This is a genomic window from Hominisplanchenecus faecis, assembly GCF_020687205.1.
GTDB classification, from domain to species: Bacteria; Bacillota; Clostridia; order Lachnospirales; family Lachnospiraceae; genus Hominisplanchenecus; species Hominisplanchenecus faecis.
Genome location: NZ_JAJEQE010000001.1, coordinates 120709 through 142033, shown reverse-complemented (window position 1 = coordinate 142033; position 21325 = coordinate 120709). Strand labels below are relative to the sequence as shown.

The following is a 21325-nucleotide window of genomic DNA, read 5'->3' as shown; positions in this document are numbered from 1 at the left end:
GAAAGAAAGGTGTCTGTCAGAAGGCAGACAGGAAAGGACGTGTGCATATGAACAAACTGGATGAATTAAAAGATCTGATCACTGCATTACAGAAAAAAGAAGAAGAAAAACAGAAAAATACCGTACTTCTGGTTCTGGCAGTTCTTGGTGCTGTAGCAGCCGTTGCAGGTATTGCTTATGCAGTTTACCGTTACTTTACACCGGATTATCTGGATGATTTTGATGACGATCTGGATGATGATTTCGACAACTACTTCGATGATGAAGACGAGGAAGACAAAGAAACGGAAGAATAATCATAACGGTTCCGTACCGGTCGAAGCACTTGTTGCAAAGGCCGTAAAACATGACACAGGTGTATCGCATGGAGGTGCAGAAAATGTACCTCCATGTTTTCTGTTAAAGATAAAACAGATGTTTCACAGAAATGCTGGTGAATCAAGAACAGAAAAGTATCAGCCGGCGATGAATCAGACAAAAACAGATAACATAAGGAGCGAAGATGAAAAAAGGTGAAATTTACGAAGGCGTGATTGAAAAGATTGATTTTCAGAATAAGGGACGTGTGAAGATCAAAGATACCACGGTCACCGTAAAAAATGGGATTCCGGGGCAGAAAGTAAGATTTATGATCAACAAAAAACGCGGCGGCCGTGTGGAAGGCAGACTTCTGGAAGTGCTGGAAAAGTCAGAGCTGGAAAAGAGAGATCCGCTCTGTAGTATTTTTCCGTCATGCGGCGGCTGTATGTATCAGACTATGCTCTACGAAGAGCAGCTGAAAATGAAAGAAGAGCAGATCAAAAAATTGTTTGATGATGCGGTGGATTATGAATATACTTTTGAGCCGATCAAAGGAAGCCCGATCGAGTTTGCATATCGCAACAAAATGGAATTTTCTTTTGGGGATGAATACAAAGACGGGCCATTGTCACTTGGACTTCATAAAAAAGGCAGCACATATGATGTGTTAAATGCAGAAGACTGCAAGCTGGTACACGAAGACATGGACAAAATCCTTAGCTGCGTGCTTCACTATTTCCGTGAACGCAGGGTTTCTTATTATCACAAAATGCAGCACACAGGTTATCTGCGTCATCTGCTTTTAAGACGCGGCAGCAAGACCGGTGAAATACTCGTCAACCTTGTCACCACAAGCCAGGAAGAATACGACCTTGATCCATTAAAAGAAGCACTTCTGGCACTGGATCTGGAAGGAAGCATTGTCGGTATCCTGCATATCATTAACGACTCTCTGTCAGATGTCGTAAAAAGCGATGAGACAAGACTTCTGTATGGTCAGGACTATTTTTATGAGGAGCTTCTGGAACTGCGTTTTAAGATCACACCATTTTCCTTCTTCCAGCCAAACTCCAGAGGAGCTGAGATTTTGTATCAGACGGTCAGAGAGTACATCGGAGATACCAAAGACAAAGTGGTCTTTGATCTCTACAGCGGAACCGGAACGATCGCTCAGATCGCAGCGGCTGTTGCAAAACAGGTGATCGGCGTGGAGATCATACCGGAGGCAGTGGAAGCGGCAAAAGAGAATGCAGCGATGAACGGCATCACAAACTGCACTTTTCTTGCGGATGATGTGCTGAAGGCACTCGATTATATTACAGAAAAACCGGATCTGATCATTCTGGATCCGCCAAGAGACGGCGTACACCCGAAAGCACTGCCGAAGATTCTGGATTACGGCGTGGAACGCATAGTCTATATTTCCTGCAAACCGAGCAGTCTTGCAAGAGATCTGGCAATGTTTGAGGCAAAAGGCTACCGCATGGAAAAGTGCGTGGCAGTCGACCAGTTTTGTCAGACGGTGCATGTGGAGACTGTGGTGGGACTACAAAGGAAAGATACCTAGAAATCCTTGAATTTACGCACTTTGTAGAGTTTTTCAGTTTCAACAAAATCGGTGAAAATCACAAGGAAAAGATACTTGTGCAGAGAGTAACCGTAGTTGTTGCCTTAGACCTCGGTACGGGGAACACAAAGAATCTTGAATATGAAAATGAATAGAGAGCTATCAGATCATTGATAGATTATAGGGATACTTGTTAAAAGCGGGTGTCCCTATTTTTTATGGGGCATTCCAGAAATGGAGTGTCTTTTTTATACCAAAATATTAAAAATTCAGGAGGAAAATGAAAATGACAAACACAGCGTTAAGAGCAGAGAATAGCAATTCTCGCACAATTACTTTCAAGAGCAAGGAACACGAAAAATTTTATATGGAATATCTGAAAAAATGCAGATATCAGGATGTTTATCATCAGGCTCTGGTTTATTGCCTGGGTATCGACAGAGACACAAGAGAAAATGTGAATAAAATCTATAATTTTAAAACTGGATGTGTAAAAACGGAATCCCTGCAGGAAGGTTGGCAGACCAGTGGAAGTTTACGGATCGTCCGCATGGCATTTAATCTTTACTGCAATGGGACACCAAGTGTCGGAGATTATGAAGCAGAGGAAGATCAGTTAAAAGAGTGTCAGTATTATACCGTAGAAGATCTGTTTTGCTGCGGATATGCTCGGTATTTTTGGGAAGCCATTAAAATCCGTTATCCAGAGTATTGTTTTTACAAAGACTGGGAGGATATGTATGCTGAAAATTAGATTACAGGGTACTTTAAAGGATATTCAATGGTTCCGTCGTATTTTGGAAAAGCATAAAGAATTGGATGTTCTGGAAGTATCGGATGCTTATGCGAACAAAGGAACAAGCAAATATTTTCGTGTTTATGTTGAAGTAGAAGAAAAAGAGTAAATCGGAGGAAAGTATATGTGTAAAGTAATTGCTATTGCAAATCAGAAAGGCGGAGTAGCCAAAACAACGACAACAATCAATCTGGGAGCCGGACTGGTGAAGTCAGGGAAAAAAGTAGTCCTGGTAGATGCTGATCCACAGGGGCACTTGACAATGGGATTGGGATTCCCTAAAAATCTCAAGGTAACATTAAAAAGCATGATGGAGAACATTATCATGGGACTGGAATTTGATCCGAAAGAAGCAATTCTGCACCATGAAGAAGGTGTTGACCTAATTCCGTCCAATAAATTGCTTGCCGGAATGGATATGTCTTTATTTACAGTAGAGGACAGAGAAAAGGTGCTGAAAGAGTATCTGGAACTGCTGAAGGATGAGTATGATTATATTCTGATTGACTGTATGCCATCCCTGGGAATGCTGACGCTCAATGCTTTGAGTGCAGCGGACAGTGTTCTGATTCCAGTGCAGCCACAATATTATGCGGCAGATGGACTCATGGAATTACTGAAAGTAGTTAAGGGAATCCATCAGAGGTTCAATCCGGATTTACAGATAGAAGGCATTTTATTCACAATGGATAATTGCCGTTACAATAATGCAAAGAGAAACAAACAGGCAATCAAAACTACATACGGAAGTGACATTAGGATTTTTGAGCAGACGATTCCGAGAACAGAAAGCCTTGCAGAAACAGCATCGGAGGGTGTAAGTATCTTTGCCTATGATGGAAAAAGCAAGGGGGCAGACAGCTATCTGGAACTGGTTCAGGAGGTGTTGAAACATGCGTAGACCGAAAAAAGATATTCAGCTTACCTCTTATGATGAATTACTGGGATTAGAGGAAACACCGGAAAAGAGTATGAACCAGGTTGTGGAAATAGATCTGGCAAAGCTCTATCCCTTTAAAAATCATCCGTTCCATGTAAATGATGATGAAAAAATGGCAGAAACCGTAGAGAGCATTAAAACATACGGTGTTTTGACTCCTGCGCTGGTAAGACCTCGACCAGATGGCGGATATGAGATGATTTCCGGGCATAGAAGAAAAAGAGGCTGTGAACTGTGTGGAAAGACTACATTGCCAGCTCTTGTCCGAAATTATACGGATGATGAAGCGGTCATTATTATGGTCGATTCCAACATTCAGCGTGAAAATCTACTGCCAAGTGAGAAAGCTCATGCCTATAAGATGAAATATGATGCAATGAAGCATCAGGGAAGTAAAGGTGAGAAATATACAGCAGATATGGTTGGGGAAGCTGCCGGGGACAGTGGGAGAACCGTACAGAGGTATATCCGTCTGGCGGCATTATCAGATGCTTTGCTGGAATATGTGGACAATAATAAAATTCCTATGATTGTGGGAGAAAAGCTGTCTTATCTGAAGCCAGAGGAACAGGGGTGGCTTCTGGAAGTGATTACCAACAGCAGCATTTTTCCGACAAAACAACAGGCAGAACAGTTAAAAGAATGCAGTGCAAATGGAAAATTAAACCAGAGTTATATCTATGCTGTTTTATTAAAAAAGGAAAGCAGTAAGATCAATGTGACGATTCCGGCAAAAAAAATTGGAAATTATTTTCCGGAGACATATTCTAAAGAACAGATAGAAGAAGTCATTTTTATGCTTTTGGATAAATGGAAAGAAAACAAAGAAGGAGTAGCAGATGCAGAAGATACAGTTTGATTATTTTACAGGGATGGAAGCGGAACAATACAGCTTCTATCGTGTCCCTAAAGTGCTGTTTACAGAATCCTGCTTTAAAACTCTTTCTTGCGAAGCAAAGGTATTATACGGTCTGATGCTGGACCGTATGAGCCTGAGCATTAAAAATAGATGGTTGGATTCAGAGGACAGAGTATACATTATCTTCACTGTGGAAGAAATTGCAGAGTTGATGAACTGCGGAACTCAAAAGGCAGTGAAGCTGGTGAAAGAGCTGGACAGCAGTAATGGGATTGGATTGATAGAGAAGAAACGTCTGGGACTGGGAAAACCGAATGTTATTTATGTGAAAAATTTTATGATCAGAGAGGTTCCAGATCAAAAGCCGACAGGTAATTATGCAGATCTGCAATCTGAGCAGGAAGATCATAAAAAAATTGCAGATTTGCAATCGAAACAGAAAAGACATAAGGAATGTGCAGATTTGCAACAAGAAGCAGAAAACAAGGGGAAAACAGGCATTTCTCTGAATTGTGAAAATCATCATTCAGGAGTAGTGAAAACCACAATTCAGGATTATGGGGAATCACAATTCCAGAATAGTGAAAATCACAATTCAAGAATGGTGGAAACCACAAATCCAGAATTTCCAGAATCACAATTCAAAAATAGTGAAAATCATCATTCCAGAATAGTGGAAATCACAAATCCAGAATGTCCGAAATCACAATCTAATAATACTGATATTAACAAGACTGATATTAGTGAAACTGAGATAAATCAATCTTATCCAATCATATCAGGTAATTTCCAAAAGAAAAAAGATGTGATGGAGGAGATGAAAGCATATCGTGAGGTGATCCATGAAAACATAGATTATCAATATCATGCCAAGGAAGATGTAGATGAACTGGTGGAGTTGATGATCGAAGTTATGATGATGCCGGAGGACAGTATGATTCGCATTGCGGGAGTAGAAAAACCAGTTGCTTTGGTAAAAAGCAGGTTTATGAAACTGAACTATTCGCATATCGAATATGTGCTGTTCTGTCTGAACCGGAATACGACCAAGGTTGGGAATATTAAAGCCTATCTTCTGACCGCCCTGTATAATGCCCCGGCAACGATAAACAGTTATTATCAGGCAGAAGTTAATCACGATATGTATGGAGGATAAAGGAACATGAAGAAGATGATTAAAAAAGTGATAGCACCAGTGCTGGTGATTACAGTATTGTTTACAGTATTAAGACCGTTTTGTATCCAGGATGGGAAGTGCAATTATTTCTTGCTGTTACTTCTGATGGGGATACCGTTTGGAATTGGAAAAATGTGTGTCTGGATGGTTCCAAGAGGTTTTGATCTTGGAGGAACACTGGCAGTATGGACAATGAATTTTCTGATCGGAGGATTGATAGGAAGTGTCGTATTGCTGGCAATGATTGGACAGGCAATCATTTATCTTAGTGTTTTCCTGCTCACAGTTATTACAGGAATACATAAAATACCGAGAATAAAATGAAATAGATCTTTTGAAAAGCAGCTAAGACAAAATTAGCTGCTTTTTTTCTGGAAACTTTGCGACACAATGTCGTAAAGCTGGGATAAATTGCAGGAAAGGAGACACCGTATTGAGCAATCGTGCAATTTCCACAGAACTTATTGAATTGGGAGAACGGATCAGAAAACGCAGGCAGGAAATGAAGTTGTCACAGGAATCTTTTGCGGAAAAAGCAGGTATCAGTGTCAATACGGTCAGCAGGATAGAAGGAGGGCAAACGGCAATGTCTGTTGAGATTTTCAGGAAGATGATTGAGATCCTGGAAACAGATGCCAATATCCTGATGGGAAAAGAGGGGGACGATGCAGAAAAAAGAAAGCAGTTTGAGGAAGTATTTTATCGTATTCAGAAGATGGAATGGAAAGAGCAGAAAATTATTATGCAGACAATAGATTCGCTGATAGACAGTTTTAATGAGTACAGGTGAAATTTCACCATATATGGGGTGTAAAACAAAAAAACTCCCCATATATGCTAAGGATAATAGTTTTTTGTGCTGTTAAAATAGCAAACAGAGAGAAAGAGACAGAAACAAGGAAGGGAGACAGGATTGATGACCAGACAAGAAAATTTAATCTATCGGAAGCAGTGTCCCTATGATGCAATGGGAGACTATTCTGTTTTGATGGAAAATGAAAAGAACATAAAAACGGAAAGAAATGCAAAGAAGTCTGACCGGGACATCAGACGGAAAATAAAATAGAGGATGCTGTAAATTAGCAGAAAGGGCAGTAAGGAAGTTTCAGGCTCTCGTTAAAAAAAACGGGTGTGCCGGAAGCTGTTTTTTACTGCCCTTTTGCCAGTAAATCAGTAATAATCCTATCCTTTCTGCTGATGGGCTCCTGTTGCCAGTAGGCAGAAAGGTGGTAATTATGCTGACATTGCAGGAATTGAAACAGGTTGTAGGTAACAGGAAAGAAAAAAGAAAGGTTCCGTCCGCCAGGTATTTGAGAGAAAACGATGTGGCAGTTGTAAAGCATAGACTGATAGATGGTGCGGAAATTATTGCGTATCAGACAGGATATGTTTTCTATTGTGCAGGTGATTATGGAACGGTTTTTCCTTTATTTACCTGTCGAGATTATGTATATGAAGCAGGAAGAAAAATAACAGTTGTTAAGGAAGATTTTTTTGATAATCAGCCCTGGTATGTGCGGTTGATATTAGAAGGTGAAGATCGGCTGTGCAGGAACAGGGAGGTACGAGAACATAATAATTGCATTTCATACAGCCATATTTCAGAAGGCTGGTGCGAATTGGTGGATAAAAGGCAGAATGTACTTGAAAAACTGATTATAGAAGAAGCTATTGGAGAATTCATGGATCTGCTGACTGACCGGCAGAGACAGGTGATCCATCAAATTTATTTTCAGCAACGGACACAAAGAGAAGTGTCACGGGTGTTTGGAATTACAGAACCGGCAGTATCAAAATGTATTTCACAGGCAAAGCAGAAAATGAGAAGAAATGCAGGCAGACTGACCGGAGTGCTTCAGAAGGGAGAATAAAAGATGCGTGGTAAAAAACCAAAGGAAAGACAACGGTATGTGCTGCGTGTAAATGAAACTCTCGTAGAAGTTACCAGAGACGTATATCTGGCATGGTACCAGTCAAGAAGAAAAGAAAGATACCAGCTTGAAAAAATGCAGAAAAATGGTGTATGCGGAATAGAAAAAGTAGGAGAAACGAGTTACAACAGTTATTTGCATATATTATCACCAGAAGAAATAGTCATCAGGGTGTCAGAAATACAAGAGCTGCAGGAAGCACTGAAATATTTGTCTGAAGAAGAAATGGAATTGATAAGACTATTATTTTTTGAAGAGTACACAGTTAAAAAAACAGCACAGTATTTCGGGTGTTGTACAAAGACAATCAGAAACAGGAAAAACAAAGTATTGCAGAAACTAAAAGACAGGCTGGAAACTTTGTAAGTTTTTGCTGTTTCAAAAAATTTTCTAAAAAAATTTCAAACAGGTTAATTTTTGCCCTTTCACACATGCGGTTAGTGGAGGGGCAAATGTCTATTTTAATTCAAAACAATAAATTCCCTCCTAAAAGTGAACCTTGACAATTTCATATCAGCAGCAAGAGGATACCTGAATTTCCCAGCTACGCATCTGGCGGCGGGTATTCGGTGGCAACGTGAAGGGCAATGGATGAGAGGCACCCTTGGCAGGAATGATTACGAATTACCTCTTGCGGCTTAATAGCTCAATCCTGTTTTTATTTAAAAGTCAATCCAAGACACAAGGGAGGTGGTTTCTATGATTGATTCATGCAGGTGTAAGCCTGAACGAAAGTGGAGTAAATTATCGAAGAAAGAGAGGACTCAGTCAAAATGAAAATGCGATTTAAAAGATTCTTGTCGGGATTTATGGCAGTTGCAACTTTGGCGTCTGTTATCGTTCAACCAGTCACGGTTTCTGCTTCTGAATTAGAACCGGAGACAACTTCATTTGAACAGCAATATCCGGAACTGCAGGATGTGCAGGATACTCTTGACAAAGACGAAATTGTGGAAGCAAAGGATATTGAGATTCCCTATGGAGAAGAATTTGAGGTGGAAGTCGATCTGTCCGGTATAGAGGGCGTGAATGAAAAAAAGGTGAAAGTTTTATTCCATGAAGCAAAGAGTGAAGCCGGTACAGATTTTGATGCACATACACCGGATACCTACAAAGCTGTCTATGCAGTAGAACCAGTCAGCGGTCACCCAGCTTACAGAGTAAGCAGAAACATTACGGTAAAAGAGCCGGAAACAGAAGCACAGACAAAGAGTTCTTCTGAAAATACAGTTGGTGAAGGAAATGCCGGTGAAACAGAAGATTCCGGTAATGCGGAGGAAGATGTTGATTCGGACGGGTCAAAAGAGATTGTAACTGATCTTACAGATGGACAGGAAGTAACAACAGATGAAGAATCTGGTCTGACTGTTTCAGAAGTAATGGATCAGGCAGAAAATGAAGGAATTGACTTGTATGAGATGGAGCCGGGTGAAACAGTGACATTTATGGCGGCAGCAGGAAATGCAAGAAGTTCACAACAGGTTTCAGTGACAAGAGGTGCCGAATACCGATATGCGGATTATGGTTATGGAACTTATCTGACGTATCAGTATACCGTAAAATTCGGTAATGTGTCCGCCACAGCTTATTGTGTACAGCCGTCCAAACCGGGACCTGGCACAGGAACATATACAATCAATAAGGTTGGAGATGGTAAAGCACTGGCTAAAGTATGTTACTATGGCACAAAGGCTTCTGGCGATGATGGATTTTTTACAGAAGAAAATGGCTATGGAAACCTGAGTGCAGGAGCCAGATTTATTCTGGTACATCTTGCTGCGTCATATGCGAATGGCAGTTCAGATGCTTTTTCTGGTGCAAACGCTACTGCACAGAATCTTGCGAAAAAACTTTATAATTATTGTATTTCTCAGCCAGATATTCCGGATGTGGCAATGTCTTTTTCAGATGCGGATGTGACAGCTTATGTAGATGGCAACAGCCAGAGAACAAAGGAAATCATTTTTAAAGCAGATGAACTGCAGAGTATCACAATGAAACTTCCAAGTGGTGTGAAACTTCACAACGTGACAACCGGAAAGACAAGCAAAGCTGGTGAAGCAGTGGAAATCAGTGGTGGAACCAAGTTTTACTTATCTGCACCTCTTACACAGGTACAGGATGTCGCAGGAAGCTGGTCGGCAACGATGAAAGGCAGTGTAACAAAAGATTATTCTGCATATAAGATCAGTACCGGATCTGGTTCACAGGACCTGGCCCTGGTATTTGGTGAAGGTGTTGATGATGAGAAATATGTGGACTTCAAAGTAACCTGGGTGCAGCACGCAAGTGTGAAGGTGATTAAAAAAGATGCAAAAGCAGACGCAAAGCTGTCTGGTGCAGTGTTTGGTTTATACAGTGATGCAAACTGTACAAAGCTGATCACAAAGTTACCGGCAACCGATGCGAACGGGGAATCGTCCGTACAGATCATTAAGACACAGGACACTGTATATCTGAAAGAGATTACAGCTCCGACAGGATACCGTATCAATGCAACTGCCTACAATGTAAAACTGGAAGTCAGCAAAACAACGACTGTGACTGTTCCGGATGAAGAACAGATGGGACAGCTGACTGTTTATAAAGAAGGTCAGGTTCTGACAGGTGCAGATGTCACCGAGAATGGAACAACATTTAAGTATGAGAAACGCAGACAGAAAGGTGCGATTTATGATGTGTATGCCGGAGCAGATATTAAAACTGCTTATGGTGCCAAGGTTTACAGCAAGGGTGATCTGGTCAAAGAGAATCTGACAACAGACTCGAATGGGGCAGTCATTCTGAAAAACCTGCATCTTGGTACATATATCATCAAAGAAAAACAGGCTCCGACCGGATTTTATAATGCCGGGGAAGAAAAGTCAGTCACTCTTTCTTATGCAGGACAGAATGTAGATGTTGTTTTTTCTGAGACAACTTTTACGAATGACAGACAGAAAGCAGAAGTAGTTGTGACAAAGCAGGATAAGGATACAGAAAATCCTCTGGATGGAGGAATTTTTGGACTTTATGCAGCCAGTGACATTAAAAATGCAGATGGAACGGTTGTTGTAAAGAAAGGCACTCTGATTGAGAAAGTGACAACTGGAAATGATGGAACGGCGAAGTTTACCGCAGATCTGCCGCTGGGATTTTCCTATGATGTAAAGGAAGTACAGGCTCCGGAAGGCTATCTGAGAAATGCGGATGATGTCTATACGTTTACTTTTTCTTATACAAACGATAAGGAAGCGAAACTGACATTTAAGCATACCTTCAAAAACGAGCGTGTGACAGCAAAGATTTCCTTACAGAAGCAGGACAAAGAAACAAAGAAGGCTGTTCCACAGGGAGATGCTACTTTAGAAAAGGCAGTCTATGGACTATATGCCCGCGAGGATATTGTCCATCCGGATGGAGCAACTGGTGTGATCTACGAAGCGGGTGAGCAGGTTGCCACTCTTACAACAGATAAGAATGGACAGGCTTCTGTAGATGGATTATATCTTGGCAATTACTATGTAAAAGAGATTACTCCTCCAACGGGTTACCTGGCAGATGAAGAAGAACATGATCTGGTCTGCAACTATGAGGGTGATTTTGTAGCGGAAGTAAAACGTGACTGTCTGTCTCTGGAACAGGTAATGAAGCAGCCATTTGAAATCATCAAGGCAGCGAACAACGGAAAGACAGATGCCGATTTACTGAAAGGTGCAGGATTTACCGCTTATCTGGTATCTTCCCTGACAGTAAAAGAAGATGGCAGCTATGACTTTGGTTCTGCCAAGCCGGTAGTGATCGGAGAAAATGGTGCAACAGAGATCTTTACAGATGAGAAAGGGTATGCCCGCAGTATTGCGATTCCGTATGGAACTTACATCGTCCGTGAAACAACCACACCACATAATTACACTCCGGTCAATGATTTCATCGTACAGATTACAGAGAATCATCCGACTACACCGCAGGTATGGAGGGTGCTGCTTGACAAAGAGTTTGAAGCGAAGCTGAAGATCATCAAACAGGACGATGAGACAAAGAAAGCAGTCCTTCAGAAAAATACGGAGTTTAAGATTTTTAACCTGGATACAGAAAAGTATGTGGAGCAGGTAACAACGTATCCGACGACGGTAAAACACAAATCTTATTTTACAGATGAGCAGGGATACTTAATCCTTCCACAGAATCTGAAGATTGGACATTACCGTATTGAGGAAGTGAACGCACCTTATGGATATACGCTCAATGAGAATTACTATGAGGTAGATGTAGATTCCAATACAGCATATCAGATGGACGGAACTTCCGGCGATGTGATCATTGAGATCGCATACGAGAATCATCCGGTTAAGGGAGAACTGAACATCGTAAAACAGGGTGAGGTCTTAAATGGTTATAAAGATGACTTTACTTATCAGAAAGAAACTCTGGAGGGAGCAGTCTTTGAGGTATATGCTGCCGAAGATATTTATACAGCAGATTTCCAGAAAGATGATAATGGAAACCGTATCCTGGAGTATGCTTCTGGGGAACTGGTAGGAACTGTTACCACGGATAAGGATGGAAAGGCACAGATCGCTGACCTTCCACTTGGAACCTATAAGATTGTTGAAAAGATAGCACCAGAGGGCTTTGTGTTAAATGAAGAAGCACAGACAGTAACATTTGAATACAAAGACCAGAAAACACCAGTTATTGAGCAGACAGCAACCTTTGAGAATGACCGCCAGAAAGTGGAAGTGTCCGTAGTCAAACAGGATGCAGAGACAAAAACGGTTGTGGCGGGTGCAGAGTTTGGTATCTATGCAAAAGAAGATATTTTGGCACATGAAGAAGTGATTGTGAAGGCAGATACCTTACTTGGAAAAGCAGTCAGTGGGGAAGATGGAAAGGCAGTATTTGACGTTGACCTTCCATTTAGTACTTACTATATCAAAGAACTTGCAGCTCCGGCAGGGTATGTCTCTTCTTTTGAGACTTTGGAAGTGACTGCCAAATATCAGGGACAGGATGTGAAAATGGTAGAGCTGGAAGCTGTATTTAAGAACCAGCCGACAAAAGTAACCTTTACGAAGTCCGATATTACGACAGGCGTGGAACTTTCCGGGGCAACGCTTACGGTGCTTGATAAGGATGGAAATGTGGTAGATACATGGAAGTCTGTAAAGGGTGAGGAACACTTGATTGAAAGACTCACAGCCGGGGAGACATATACTCTTCGTGAAGAAATGGCTCCTTATGGCTATCTGATGGCGGAAGAAGTTTCCTTTACTGTGGACGATACTGCTGAAATCCAGAAGGTAGAGATGAAAGATGCAGTGCCAACCGGAACACTTATCATCAATAAAAAAGGTGAGTTCCTGGAGAAAATATCTGCACTGGATTCCATTGGCGGATGGATGAAGCATCTGTTTGAATATCTTTCCGGTTCCCTGAAAGACGTTACTTTTGAGGTTTATGCCTTAGAAGATATAAAAGCGGCGGATGGTGAGAGTGAAGATTACTACAAAAAGGATGCACTGGTAGCAACGATCACGACGGATGAAACAGGAGTGGCGAAACTGACAGACCTTCCTCTTGGCAAATACTGTGTCAAAGAGAAAGAGACAGCAAATGGATATGTCCTGGATGGAGAAGCTCGTGAAGTGGATCTGACTTACCGTGACCAGAATACCGCAGTTGTTACTTATTCTGCTGACTGGCAGAACAAACGCCAGAGAGCAGAAGTAAACGTGTTAAAGAAAGAAAAAGATTCCGACCGTGTACTGGAAGGGGCTGTATTTGCCCTGTGCAATAAAGAAAATATTGTCAATGCAAAGGGCGATGTGATCTTGAAAGCGGATACGGTTATTGAGGAGCAGGCTACGGATAAGGAAGGAAAACTGACCTTTACGGCAGATCTGCCACTTGGCTATACCTACTATGTGAAAGAAACTTCTCCGGCACCGGGATTTGCGACAACAGACCAGGTACAGGAATTTACTTTTGAATATGGTGGGGCAGATAAGGAAACACTGTCTTATGTGTTTACTTTTGAAGATGAGCCGACAACCGTAGAGTTTACCAAAACATCCCTGACAGACGGAAAGGAGATTGAGGGAGCAAAACTGAAAGTTACAGATGAGAGTGGAAACACTGTGGATGAATGGACTTCTGGTAAAGAACCACATATCATCAAAGAACTGACCGCTGGCAAGAAGTACACCATGACAGAAACACTTCCTGCGGACGGTTATGTGACAGCAGAGAGCATCACTTTTACGGTGGAAGATACCGGTGAAGTACAGAAAGTGGAAATGAAGGATGATGTGACAAAAGTGCAGATTTCCAAGACCGATATTTCCGGTAAGGAGCTGCCAGGAGCGAAACTGACGATCCTTGATAAAGATGGAAAGACCGTAGAAAGCTGGACATCTGAGAAAAAACCACACTACATTGAGATGCTTCCAATCGGGAAATATACCCTCCGTGAAGAAACTGCACCAGACGGTTATCTGGTTGCAGAAGATGTGAAGTTTACGGTCAAAGATACTGGAGAAATCCAGAAGGTTGTGATGAAGGATGAGGCGAAACCGGAGGAAACTCCAACAGAGACACCGACGGAAACACCAGAAACCACATCAACACCGGAGACGAAAACCACAGAAGAAACAAAGAAATCGACTTCACCAAAGACAGGAGATAATACTCCGATTCTGTTCTGGATTCTGCTTGCAGGGGCTGGAATGGCTGGTCTTGGTGGAACAGTGATTCTTCGCAAAAAGAAGAAATAAGAAAGCATAAGATTTCTTAGTAATGGATGAGGGCATTTATGGACACAGGATTCATAGATGCCCTCTTATAAAATTTCAAGAGAAGTGAAGGGAGAAAAGAAGATGACAAAAACAGTATTGATCGTTGCTGCAGCTGCAGTATTTCTGGTATATGGATTTGTCCTTTGGTGCTGTATCAAAGTGGGGGCGGAATCAGAAAAAGAATATATGAAACTGGCAGAAAAGAGAGGAAAGGAGCAGCAATGTGATAAATAAGGATAAGACAGCAGTGAGAGAAGAAAGGGCGTGGTGTGATTGCAGGATGAAGTGAATGAGAAAACAGTCTCACTTTGTATCCGCTGTGGCAAGGTCACTGCCAACCTGCTGAAATCTGCCATGGTAAAGGCTCTTGCAAAGATGGAGCAGGAGAAAAAGCAGCAGGGACAGAAAACGAACCAGAAACAGTCCCAGAAGGAAAAGGAGGATAAGACCTACAAGGGAAAACAGAGCCTTGATAAGCTGATGAAGCAGAATGTACAGCTGTCCAACATTGAGATCACAGATGGAAACATCAAGTCTTTTGAACAGGTAGCAAAGAAGTACAGCATTGATTTCAGTCTGAAAAAAGATGTGACTGCTGACCCGCCAAGATACTATGTGTTCTTTAAGGCAAGGGATGCCGATGTGATGACTGCCGCTTTTAAGGAATACACGGGCAAGTCTCTCAATAAGGACAAAAAACCATCCGTGAGGAAGAAGTTACAGCAGGCAATCACCAAATCGCTTGCAAAGCACAGAGAACTGGAGAAAACAAAAGGAAAGGAGAAGGAGCCGTCATTATGAGCAGATTACAGAAATTGCTTGGTGTAGGAAAAGGATACCTGGAGAGGTTACCGCCGGTGGATGTACATAAGCTGCTTCGGATTGTTCTGATGAATCTTCCGTATATCGTAATCTTTTATGTGGGAAATAAGCTGGCATGGTTATATCAATACTGTGTGGGTGATTCTATGATAGAAAGACTGATGGTACTGGTCTTAAATTTCCAGATGGCATTCAGCAGGATTCTTCCAAGTATGCATAAAAATGAATTGCTGGTTGGGATTACAGGAGCCGTGGCGGTGAAGCTCTTGGTCTATATGAAAGGGAAAAATGCCAAAAAGTTCCGGCAGGGAGTGGAGTATGGTTCGGCAAGATGGGGGACGGCAAAAGACATTGCACCCTTTATCGACCCGGTATTTGAGAACAATATCCTGCTGACTATGACGGAACGGCTGACCATGAATGGCAGACCAAAGAATCCGAAATTTGCGAGGAACAAGAACGTGATCGTGATTGGCGGATCTGGCTCAGGAAAGACACGTTTTTATGTAAAGCCCAACTTGATGCAGATGGGAAAATACATCAGTTATGTGGTCACGGACCCGAAAGGGAGTGCGAGACGTTCCAGTCTGAAAAGGACTGGCACATCTCAACTGAATCATTGTTTATTGTAATGAAATTAGTTCGAGTTGGAGAACTGAATGCGTGAATAGTCGAATGAAGGGGTAACGCCCTGAAAGGCTACTCTAATACTCCGGCTGGCAGGGAAATGAGTAAACATTGAAATGTCAGAAGCCCGGTGAAGTCGGCAGAGAGATACCGTAACAATAGTAGTTGACGAAAGCTGTCCAGAGGTGGATGGTGTATCCTATATGCCGGGAGTCTAAAAAATACCTATGGTTAGAATGGTGGATGTTACATAATCCACTGACGAACCCTCGAATGTACGGGTCTATATCGGGACTAAGTAGAAATGCTTAGTAACACAACTAGTGTTGCTACTGCGGGTGAGTAAGACTTCTGCCTTTATGAAAATCCGTGCAATGTTACAGGCATTGATGTGGTAGCAGGCTCAGAGATGGGAACCTACGGGTATATATGAACAGATAACGCATTCGGAACGTCGTAAGCTGACAGCGTGGAGATTTTACTGTCTATGAAACGTATCGAACGGGAAAGTCATCGTGAGATTAGCGATGATATAAGGGAGATAATGTCAGTGAAAGCGGTGGCATAGTACCGATGAAACCGTGATAACTAGCGGTGGAGGGATAGCCACTAGTCATACATTAGAGTAAATAAGTTACAAATGGTATGGGTTCGAGTAAGACTAAGAGATGTAATAACTCCCAGATAGGAGGTTACAGACCATACAAAAGAAAGCTAAGCTCCGGTACAACGAATATTACGATATGCAGAAAGCATTCGATGAGTTGTATCAGCAGAGCAAAAATGGTAACAACTTTTATAAGTTATTAGAAATTATCGGTTCAGAGCAGAATATTTGCCTGGCATACCGAAACCTAAAAACCAATAGCGGAAGTAAAACCGCTGGTACAGATGGTAAAACAATCGAGGATATCAAAGGTCTATCGGGCAGGGAAGTAATTGAAACTGTCAGGAAACAATTAGCAGATTATCATCCGCAATCAGTCAGGAGGGTCTTTATTCCTAAGCCCGGAAGCGATAAAAAGCGTCCGTTAGGGATTCCATGTATCTGGGATAGATTGATACAACAGTGTATCTTACAGGTGTTAGAGCCGATTTGTGAACCTAAGTTTCATAATCACTCCTATGGATTCCGGCAGAATAGAGATGCCCACCATGCGGTCAGCAGAGTTGTCAGCATGGTAAATATGTATAAACATTATTATTGTGTGGATGTGGACATCAAGGGCTTCTTTGATAATGTAAACCACGGAAAGCTGCTAAAACAGATATGGACATTAGGTATACGAGATAAACGATTGCTATGTATCATTAGCAAAATATTAAAATCAGAAATTGAAGGAGAAGGAATACCGGACAAGGGTACACCGCAAGGTGGGCTGATTAGTCCGCTACTTTCGCTCATTGTGCTGAATGAACTTGATTGGTGGGTAAGTAGCCAGTGGGAGACTTTTACACCAAATGGAGTGAAGGAAGGCAACATGAAAGGAAGTAAGGGCTGGTTGAGTTATGCACGAAAATATACAAATCTAAAAGATGGGTATGTGGTGCGTTACGCTGATGATTTTAAAATTATGTGCAGAAGTTATACTGATGCACAAAGATATTATCATGCGACAATAGACTTTTTAAAGTCAAGATTAAAACTCGACATTAGTCCGGAGAAGTCCAAAGTTGTTAATCTCCGAAAGAACTCTTCTGATTTTCTGGGATTCAAAATTAAAGTCCTGCCAAAAGGCAAGACCAGATATGGATACATTGCTAAAACTGATATGAGCGATAAAGCCATCAAAAAGGTTACTGCTGAATTAAAGGCAAAAGTGATTAATATAAGGAAACACACAACTGTTGGTAGAATCAATGCCTATAACATGGCAGTGATAGGGATACAGAATTATTACTGTATTGCTACCAACATATATAACAATCTAACGGATGTTAATTACGCTCTCTTACCAACCTTTAGAACCAGATTATCATGTATTGGAAGTACAATTCCGTTTGCGGAAACGCCCTATGAATTTCAACAGAAAACTGTAGGAATCAAGAAAGAAACCAAAATTATAACAGTAGGCAAAATGCCACTACTGCCACTTACAGGAGTTCATCACAAACATCCTATAAATTTCTCACAAGATATTACCAGCTATACAGCAAAAGGAAGAGAAAAGATTCATAAATCTGTCCAATGTGTAGAAATACAGGAATTACGAAATGTGATGAAGTATAGGAATCCTAATGAAAGCATTGAATTTAATGATAATAGTATTTCTGCATACCTCGTGCAACAGGGGAACTGCTATGTCATGGGAAATAGGCTGAATGTACATCAAATGAAATGTATAAGGAAAATTCCAGTAGGTGAAGGTGGTACAGATAAGCATACTAATATCGCATTTATTTCAGAGGGAATATGGCAAGCTGTTATGACAGAGGATATTTCAGAAACTATCAAAATAATGAAGAAATTCAATATGGACGACAAGCAAAGACGGAGATTCAACCGATTGCGTGAAAATTATGGATTACTACCAATTAAGAAAAGATAACTTATAAATTTACTTGAGTATGATGGCACGCCGTATGATGCGAAAGCATCATGTACGGTGTAGAGCGGGGGAAAAGGTGGAGATTACTTCAAAGCCTTACCTATCGCTATCGATCATCATTGAGTGCGGAAAGATGCTGGTACGGCATGGATATAAAGTGAAAGTATTGAATACGATCAATTTTTCCAAGAGTATGCATTATAACCCCTTCCACTATATCCATTCAGAAAAGGATATTTTGAAACTGGTAAATACGATTATGGTAAACACAAAAGGGGAAGGCGAGAAGTCCAGTGAGGATTTCTGGACGAGTGCGACACGTTCGCAGGCGGTAAAAAGTCTGCGCACAGTGTTGGTTTATTAAATCATAACCAGTCTGTGAACTGGTAATCCGATAGGTGGAATGATGGGGTAACGCCCTGAAACGTCTATCCTTGACGGACTTGCGTCAGCTGTAATGGTTGGGGTGAGAAGCTCCGTGACAACGACCGAGAGTAGTCGTAGGAATCTGCCAAAAGATTCTCGAAAACGCCCCAGAGGTGGGGTGCGCTACCTATAGGTCTAGGATCTATAAAATATCTATGATTAGAATGTTTACTTTGGCGAGTAAACTGACGAAAACTGCGAATGTACGGTTCTAAAAGAAGACCATATAGAAATGTATGGGTGCGTTAAAGCGCAGTCAGTGTGGTTCAGTAGAAATTCGCCCTACGAACGACCATGTTGTGTTACAGGCACATCCAAGCTGACAGGACTATAGCAGAGATCTAAGGATATATGTACAGATAGGATTATCGGAACGTGGAAAGGCACCAGATTCCATTAGAGGATAGCCTGACGAAGAAAATAAGCAGGTGAACTGGTGCTGAAAAGCCGTGATCGAACTTATGATGAGTTCTGCGAAAAAGAGGAACTCGGAGGAATGGTCACAAGTCGGTTGAAATAAACAGGCATTATTCAGTCTAATGATAAGGATTACGAGTAAGACCAAAAGGGTCACTTTCGAGAGGAGGTGATGCCTTATGCCAAAGAAAAGTAAAACATTATGTGTAGATGACCTGCGTCATGCGGAGTACTACGGAATGCAAGGTACTTTTGATGAACTATATCAAAAAAGTCAGAACGGTGAAGTATTTGAGAATCTTATGGATTTGATACTGAGCAGGGATAACATTTTACTTGCGTACCGAAACATCAAAGCGAACAAAGGCAGCTACACGGCAGGAACAGACAAAAAGAACATCACAGATATTGGGAGTCAAACTCCTGATGATGTGGTAAAAAGAGTGAGATTTATTGTTACGGGAAGCGAACACGGCTACAGACCAAAGCCTGTAAGACGGAAAGATATCCCGAAACCAAACGGAAAAACACGTCCGCTGGGAATCCCATGCATATGGGATAGGTTGATACAGCAATGTATCAAGCAGATCATGGAACCAATCTGCGAAGCAAAGTTCTGCAATAATAGTTATGGATTTCGTCCGAATAGATCCGTTGAACATGCCATTAACAGAACCTACACCATGCTTCAAATGATGAATCTTCATTATGTTATTGAGTTTGATATTAAAGGATTTTTCGATAACGTAAATCATAGCAAGTTAATCAGACAGATATGGTCGCTGGGTATCCATGATAAAACGCTGATTTTTATTATCAAGCGAATACTAACAGCTCCAATTAAAATGCCCGATAATACAACGGTACTGCCCAACAAGGGTACACCACAGGGAGGAATTATCTCACCACTACTGGCAAACATCGTTCTAAATGAATTGGATTGGTGGATAGCTAGTCAATGGGAGGAAAATCCGATTGCTATAAGCAGAGGGCGAGAAAGAATAATCGGAAAAACTAAAGTTTTTGATAAAAGCCATGGTTATAGGATTATGAAAAACACAGAAATGAAAGAAATGCATATCATTCGGTATGCGGATGATTTTAGGATTTTCTGTAGAACGAAAGAGGACGCAGTCAGGACAAAAGAAGCGGCTACGGCGTGGATTGAAGAGAGGTTGAAATTAGAGGTGTCCCCTGAGAAAACAAGGATTGTGAACACCAGAAAACGGTGGTCAGAGTTTCTTGGATTCAAAATAAGGGTAAGGCTGAAGCATCATAAATATGTGGTGCAGTCGGCAATCTGTGACAAAAAGGTTGAAATTGAAAGAGCAAAGCTAGTGGAACAAGCGAAAAACATCGCAAAACCCAGAGAGAAAAAAAGTTGTTTATCAGAAATTCAGCTATATAACTCTATGGTGTTAGGCATACAGAATTACTATCAGCTTGCCACCTGTATCAGTATTGATTGCAGAGAACTCCATAGGCGAGTAATGACAGTTTTGACGAACAGGTTAAATACAGAAACAGGAAGTATGCTAAAACATGAGGGTGGAACTATCACCCAAGCAGAAAAGGAAAGATTCGGACAGTCAAAAATGATTCGATATGTTTCAGGAATTGACCAGATGATCTATCCGATTGCATTCATCAAAAATAAAATACCGATGGCGAAGCGATCAATCGTTTGTAGTTATACAAAAGAAGGTCGTGCTCCGATTCATACAGAACTTAACCTTAATCAGTATGTTCTGAAAGGACTGAGAGAAAAAATATCCGTTGGTCATAGCACAGAATACCATGACAGTAAAATATCTTTATTTTCTGCTCAAAAGGGAAAATGTGCAATCAGTGGAGAAGAATTCGCAGATGCGGAACATGTAGCTGTATGGCTCAAAGTACCAAGAGCACTTGGTGGATTTGAAAGATATAAAAACATGGTTCTGATTCACAAAAAATATCTGATTCTGTTACAAGAACTGCCCCAAGCAGTAATAAAAGACCTGATAAAAACACTCAATATCACAAAAAAGATGCTCGTGAAAATCAATAGTCTGCGAGAGCAGGCGAACCTGTCAGCAATAATATAAAACTTAAATTTGGTGACTGATTAAATGTCTCGTGAAGACAATCGATGGAGC

16 protein-coding genes and 2 pseudogenes are annotated in these 21325 nt (G+C 41.3%); all 18 read left to right on the top strand.

Translation table 11 applies throughout. The annotated features are described in order from the left end of the window. The first annotated feature begins 47 nt into the window (after positions 1-47). Entirely contained in the window at positions 48-296 is a 249-nt protein-coding gene (locus LKD42_RS00630; RefSeq protein WP_022119821.1) for a hypothetical protein, read from the top strand. Between the two features lie 206 nt (positions 297-502). After that, positions 503-1867 (top strand): 23S rRNA (uracil(1939)-C(5))-methyltransferase RlmD, encoded by a 1365-nt coding sequence (gene rlmD, locus LKD42_RS00625; RefSeq protein ID WP_248834505.1) that lies wholly within the window; start codon positions 503-505, stop codon positions 1865-1867. Positions 1868-2153: 286 nt separating this feature from the next. After that, positions 2154-2621 carry a DUF6075 family protein gene (locus tag LKD42_RS00620; RefSeq protein WP_002594293.1) on the top strand — a complete coding sequence of 156 codons (468 nt, stop codon included), beginning with the start codon at positions 2154-2156 and terminating at the stop codon, positions 2619-2621. After that, complete coding sequence (locus LKD42_RS00615) at positions 2608-2772, top strand: hypothetical protein (RefSeq protein WP_002594292.1); 165 nt, start codon at positions 2608-2610, stop codon at positions 2770-2772. Before LKD42_RS00620 ends, LKD42_RS00615 begins: the two co-directional genes overlap by 14 nt. 15 nt (positions 2773-2787) lie before the next feature. After that, positions 2788-3564 carry a ParA family protein gene (locus LKD42_RS00610; protein WP_002594291.1) on the top strand — a complete coding sequence of 259 codons (777 nt, stop codon included), beginning with the start codon at positions 2788-2790 and terminating at the stop codon, positions 3562-3564. Further along, positions 3557-4462, top strand: a complete 906-nt coding sequence (locus tag LKD42_RS00605) for a ParB/RepB/Spo0J family partition protein (protein WP_002594290.1) — start codon at positions 3557-3559, stop codon at positions 4460-4462. The genes LKD42_RS00610 and LKD42_RS00605 overlap by 8 nt, the downstream gene beginning before the upstream one ends. Continuing rightward, a complete protein-coding gene (locus LKD42_RS00600; protein ID WP_227567345.1) occupies positions 4443-5618 on the top strand; it encodes a replication initiator protein A in 1176 nt (391 codons plus the stop codon). Before LKD42_RS00605 ends, LKD42_RS00600 begins: the two co-directional genes overlap by 20 nt. Positions 5619-5624: 6 nt before the next feature. Further along, positions 5625-5963: a DUF6050 family protein gene (locus tag LKD42_RS00595; protein WP_147567427.1), complete on the top strand. Its 339-nt coding sequence runs from the start codon at positions 5625-5627 to the stop codon at positions 5961-5963. Positions 5964-6072: 109 nt separating this feature from the next. Next, positions 6073-6429: a helix-turn-helix domain-containing protein gene (locus LKD42_RS00590; RefSeq protein WP_005338503.1), complete on the top strand. Its 357-nt coding sequence runs from the start codon at positions 6073-6075 to the stop codon at positions 6427-6429. 445 nt (positions 6430-6874) lie between these two features. Further along, positions 6875-7510 (top strand): sigma-70 family RNA polymerase sigma factor, encoded by a 636-nt coding sequence (locus LKD42_RS00585; RefSeq protein ID WP_055149770.1) that lies wholly within the window; start codon positions 6875-6877, stop codon positions 7508-7510. Between the two features lie 39 nt (positions 7511-7549). Beyond that, positions 7550-7936: an RNA polymerase sigma factor gene (locus LKD42_RS00580; protein WP_248834504.1), complete on the top strand. Its 387-nt coding sequence runs from the start codon at positions 7550-7552 to the stop codon at positions 7934-7936. 407 nt (positions 7937-8343) lie between these two features. Next, a complete protein-coding gene (locus LKD42_RS00575; protein ID WP_227567346.1) occupies positions 8344-14325 on the top strand; it encodes a SpaA isopeptide-forming pilin-related protein in 5982 nt (1993 codons plus the stop codon). 102 nt (positions 14326-14427) lie between these two features. Next, entirely contained in the window at positions 14428-14580 is a 153-nt protein-coding gene (locus LKD42_RS00570) for a hypothetical protein (RefSeq protein WP_004612794.1), read from the top strand. A 39-nt stretch (positions 14581-14619) separates the two neighbouring features. Continuing rightward, on the top strand, positions 14620-15147 hold the full coding sequence (locus tag LKD42_RS00565; protein WP_055149764.1) for a PcfB family protein: 528 nt from the start codon (positions 14620-14622) through the stop codon (positions 15145-15147). Continuing rightward, a pseudogene (locus LKD42_RS00560) lies at positions 15144-15740 on the top strand (type IV secretory system conjugative DNA transfer family protein); the annotation flags it as partial. The gene LKD42_RS00565 and the pseudogene LKD42_RS00560, both read left to right, overlap by 4 nt. 756 nt (positions 15741-16496) lie before the next feature. Next, positions 16497-18344: a group II intron reverse transcriptase/maturase gene (ltrA, locus tag LKD42_RS00555; RefSeq protein WP_227182464.1), complete on the top strand. Its 1848-nt coding sequence runs from the start codon at positions 16497-16499 to the stop codon at positions 18342-18344. A 109-nt stretch (positions 18345-18453) separates the two neighbouring features. Beyond that, positions 18454-18666, top strand: a pseudogene (locus LKD42_RS00550) (type IV secretory system conjugative DNA transfer family protein); the annotation flags it as partial. Positions 18667-19366: 700 nt separating this feature from the next. Next, positions 19367-21274 (top strand): group II intron reverse transcriptase/maturase, encoded by a 1908-nt coding sequence (gene ltrA, locus LKD42_RS00545; protein WP_227567348.1) that lies wholly within the window; start codon positions 19367-19369, stop codon positions 21272-21274. Positions 21275-21325 lie beyond the last annotated feature (51 nt).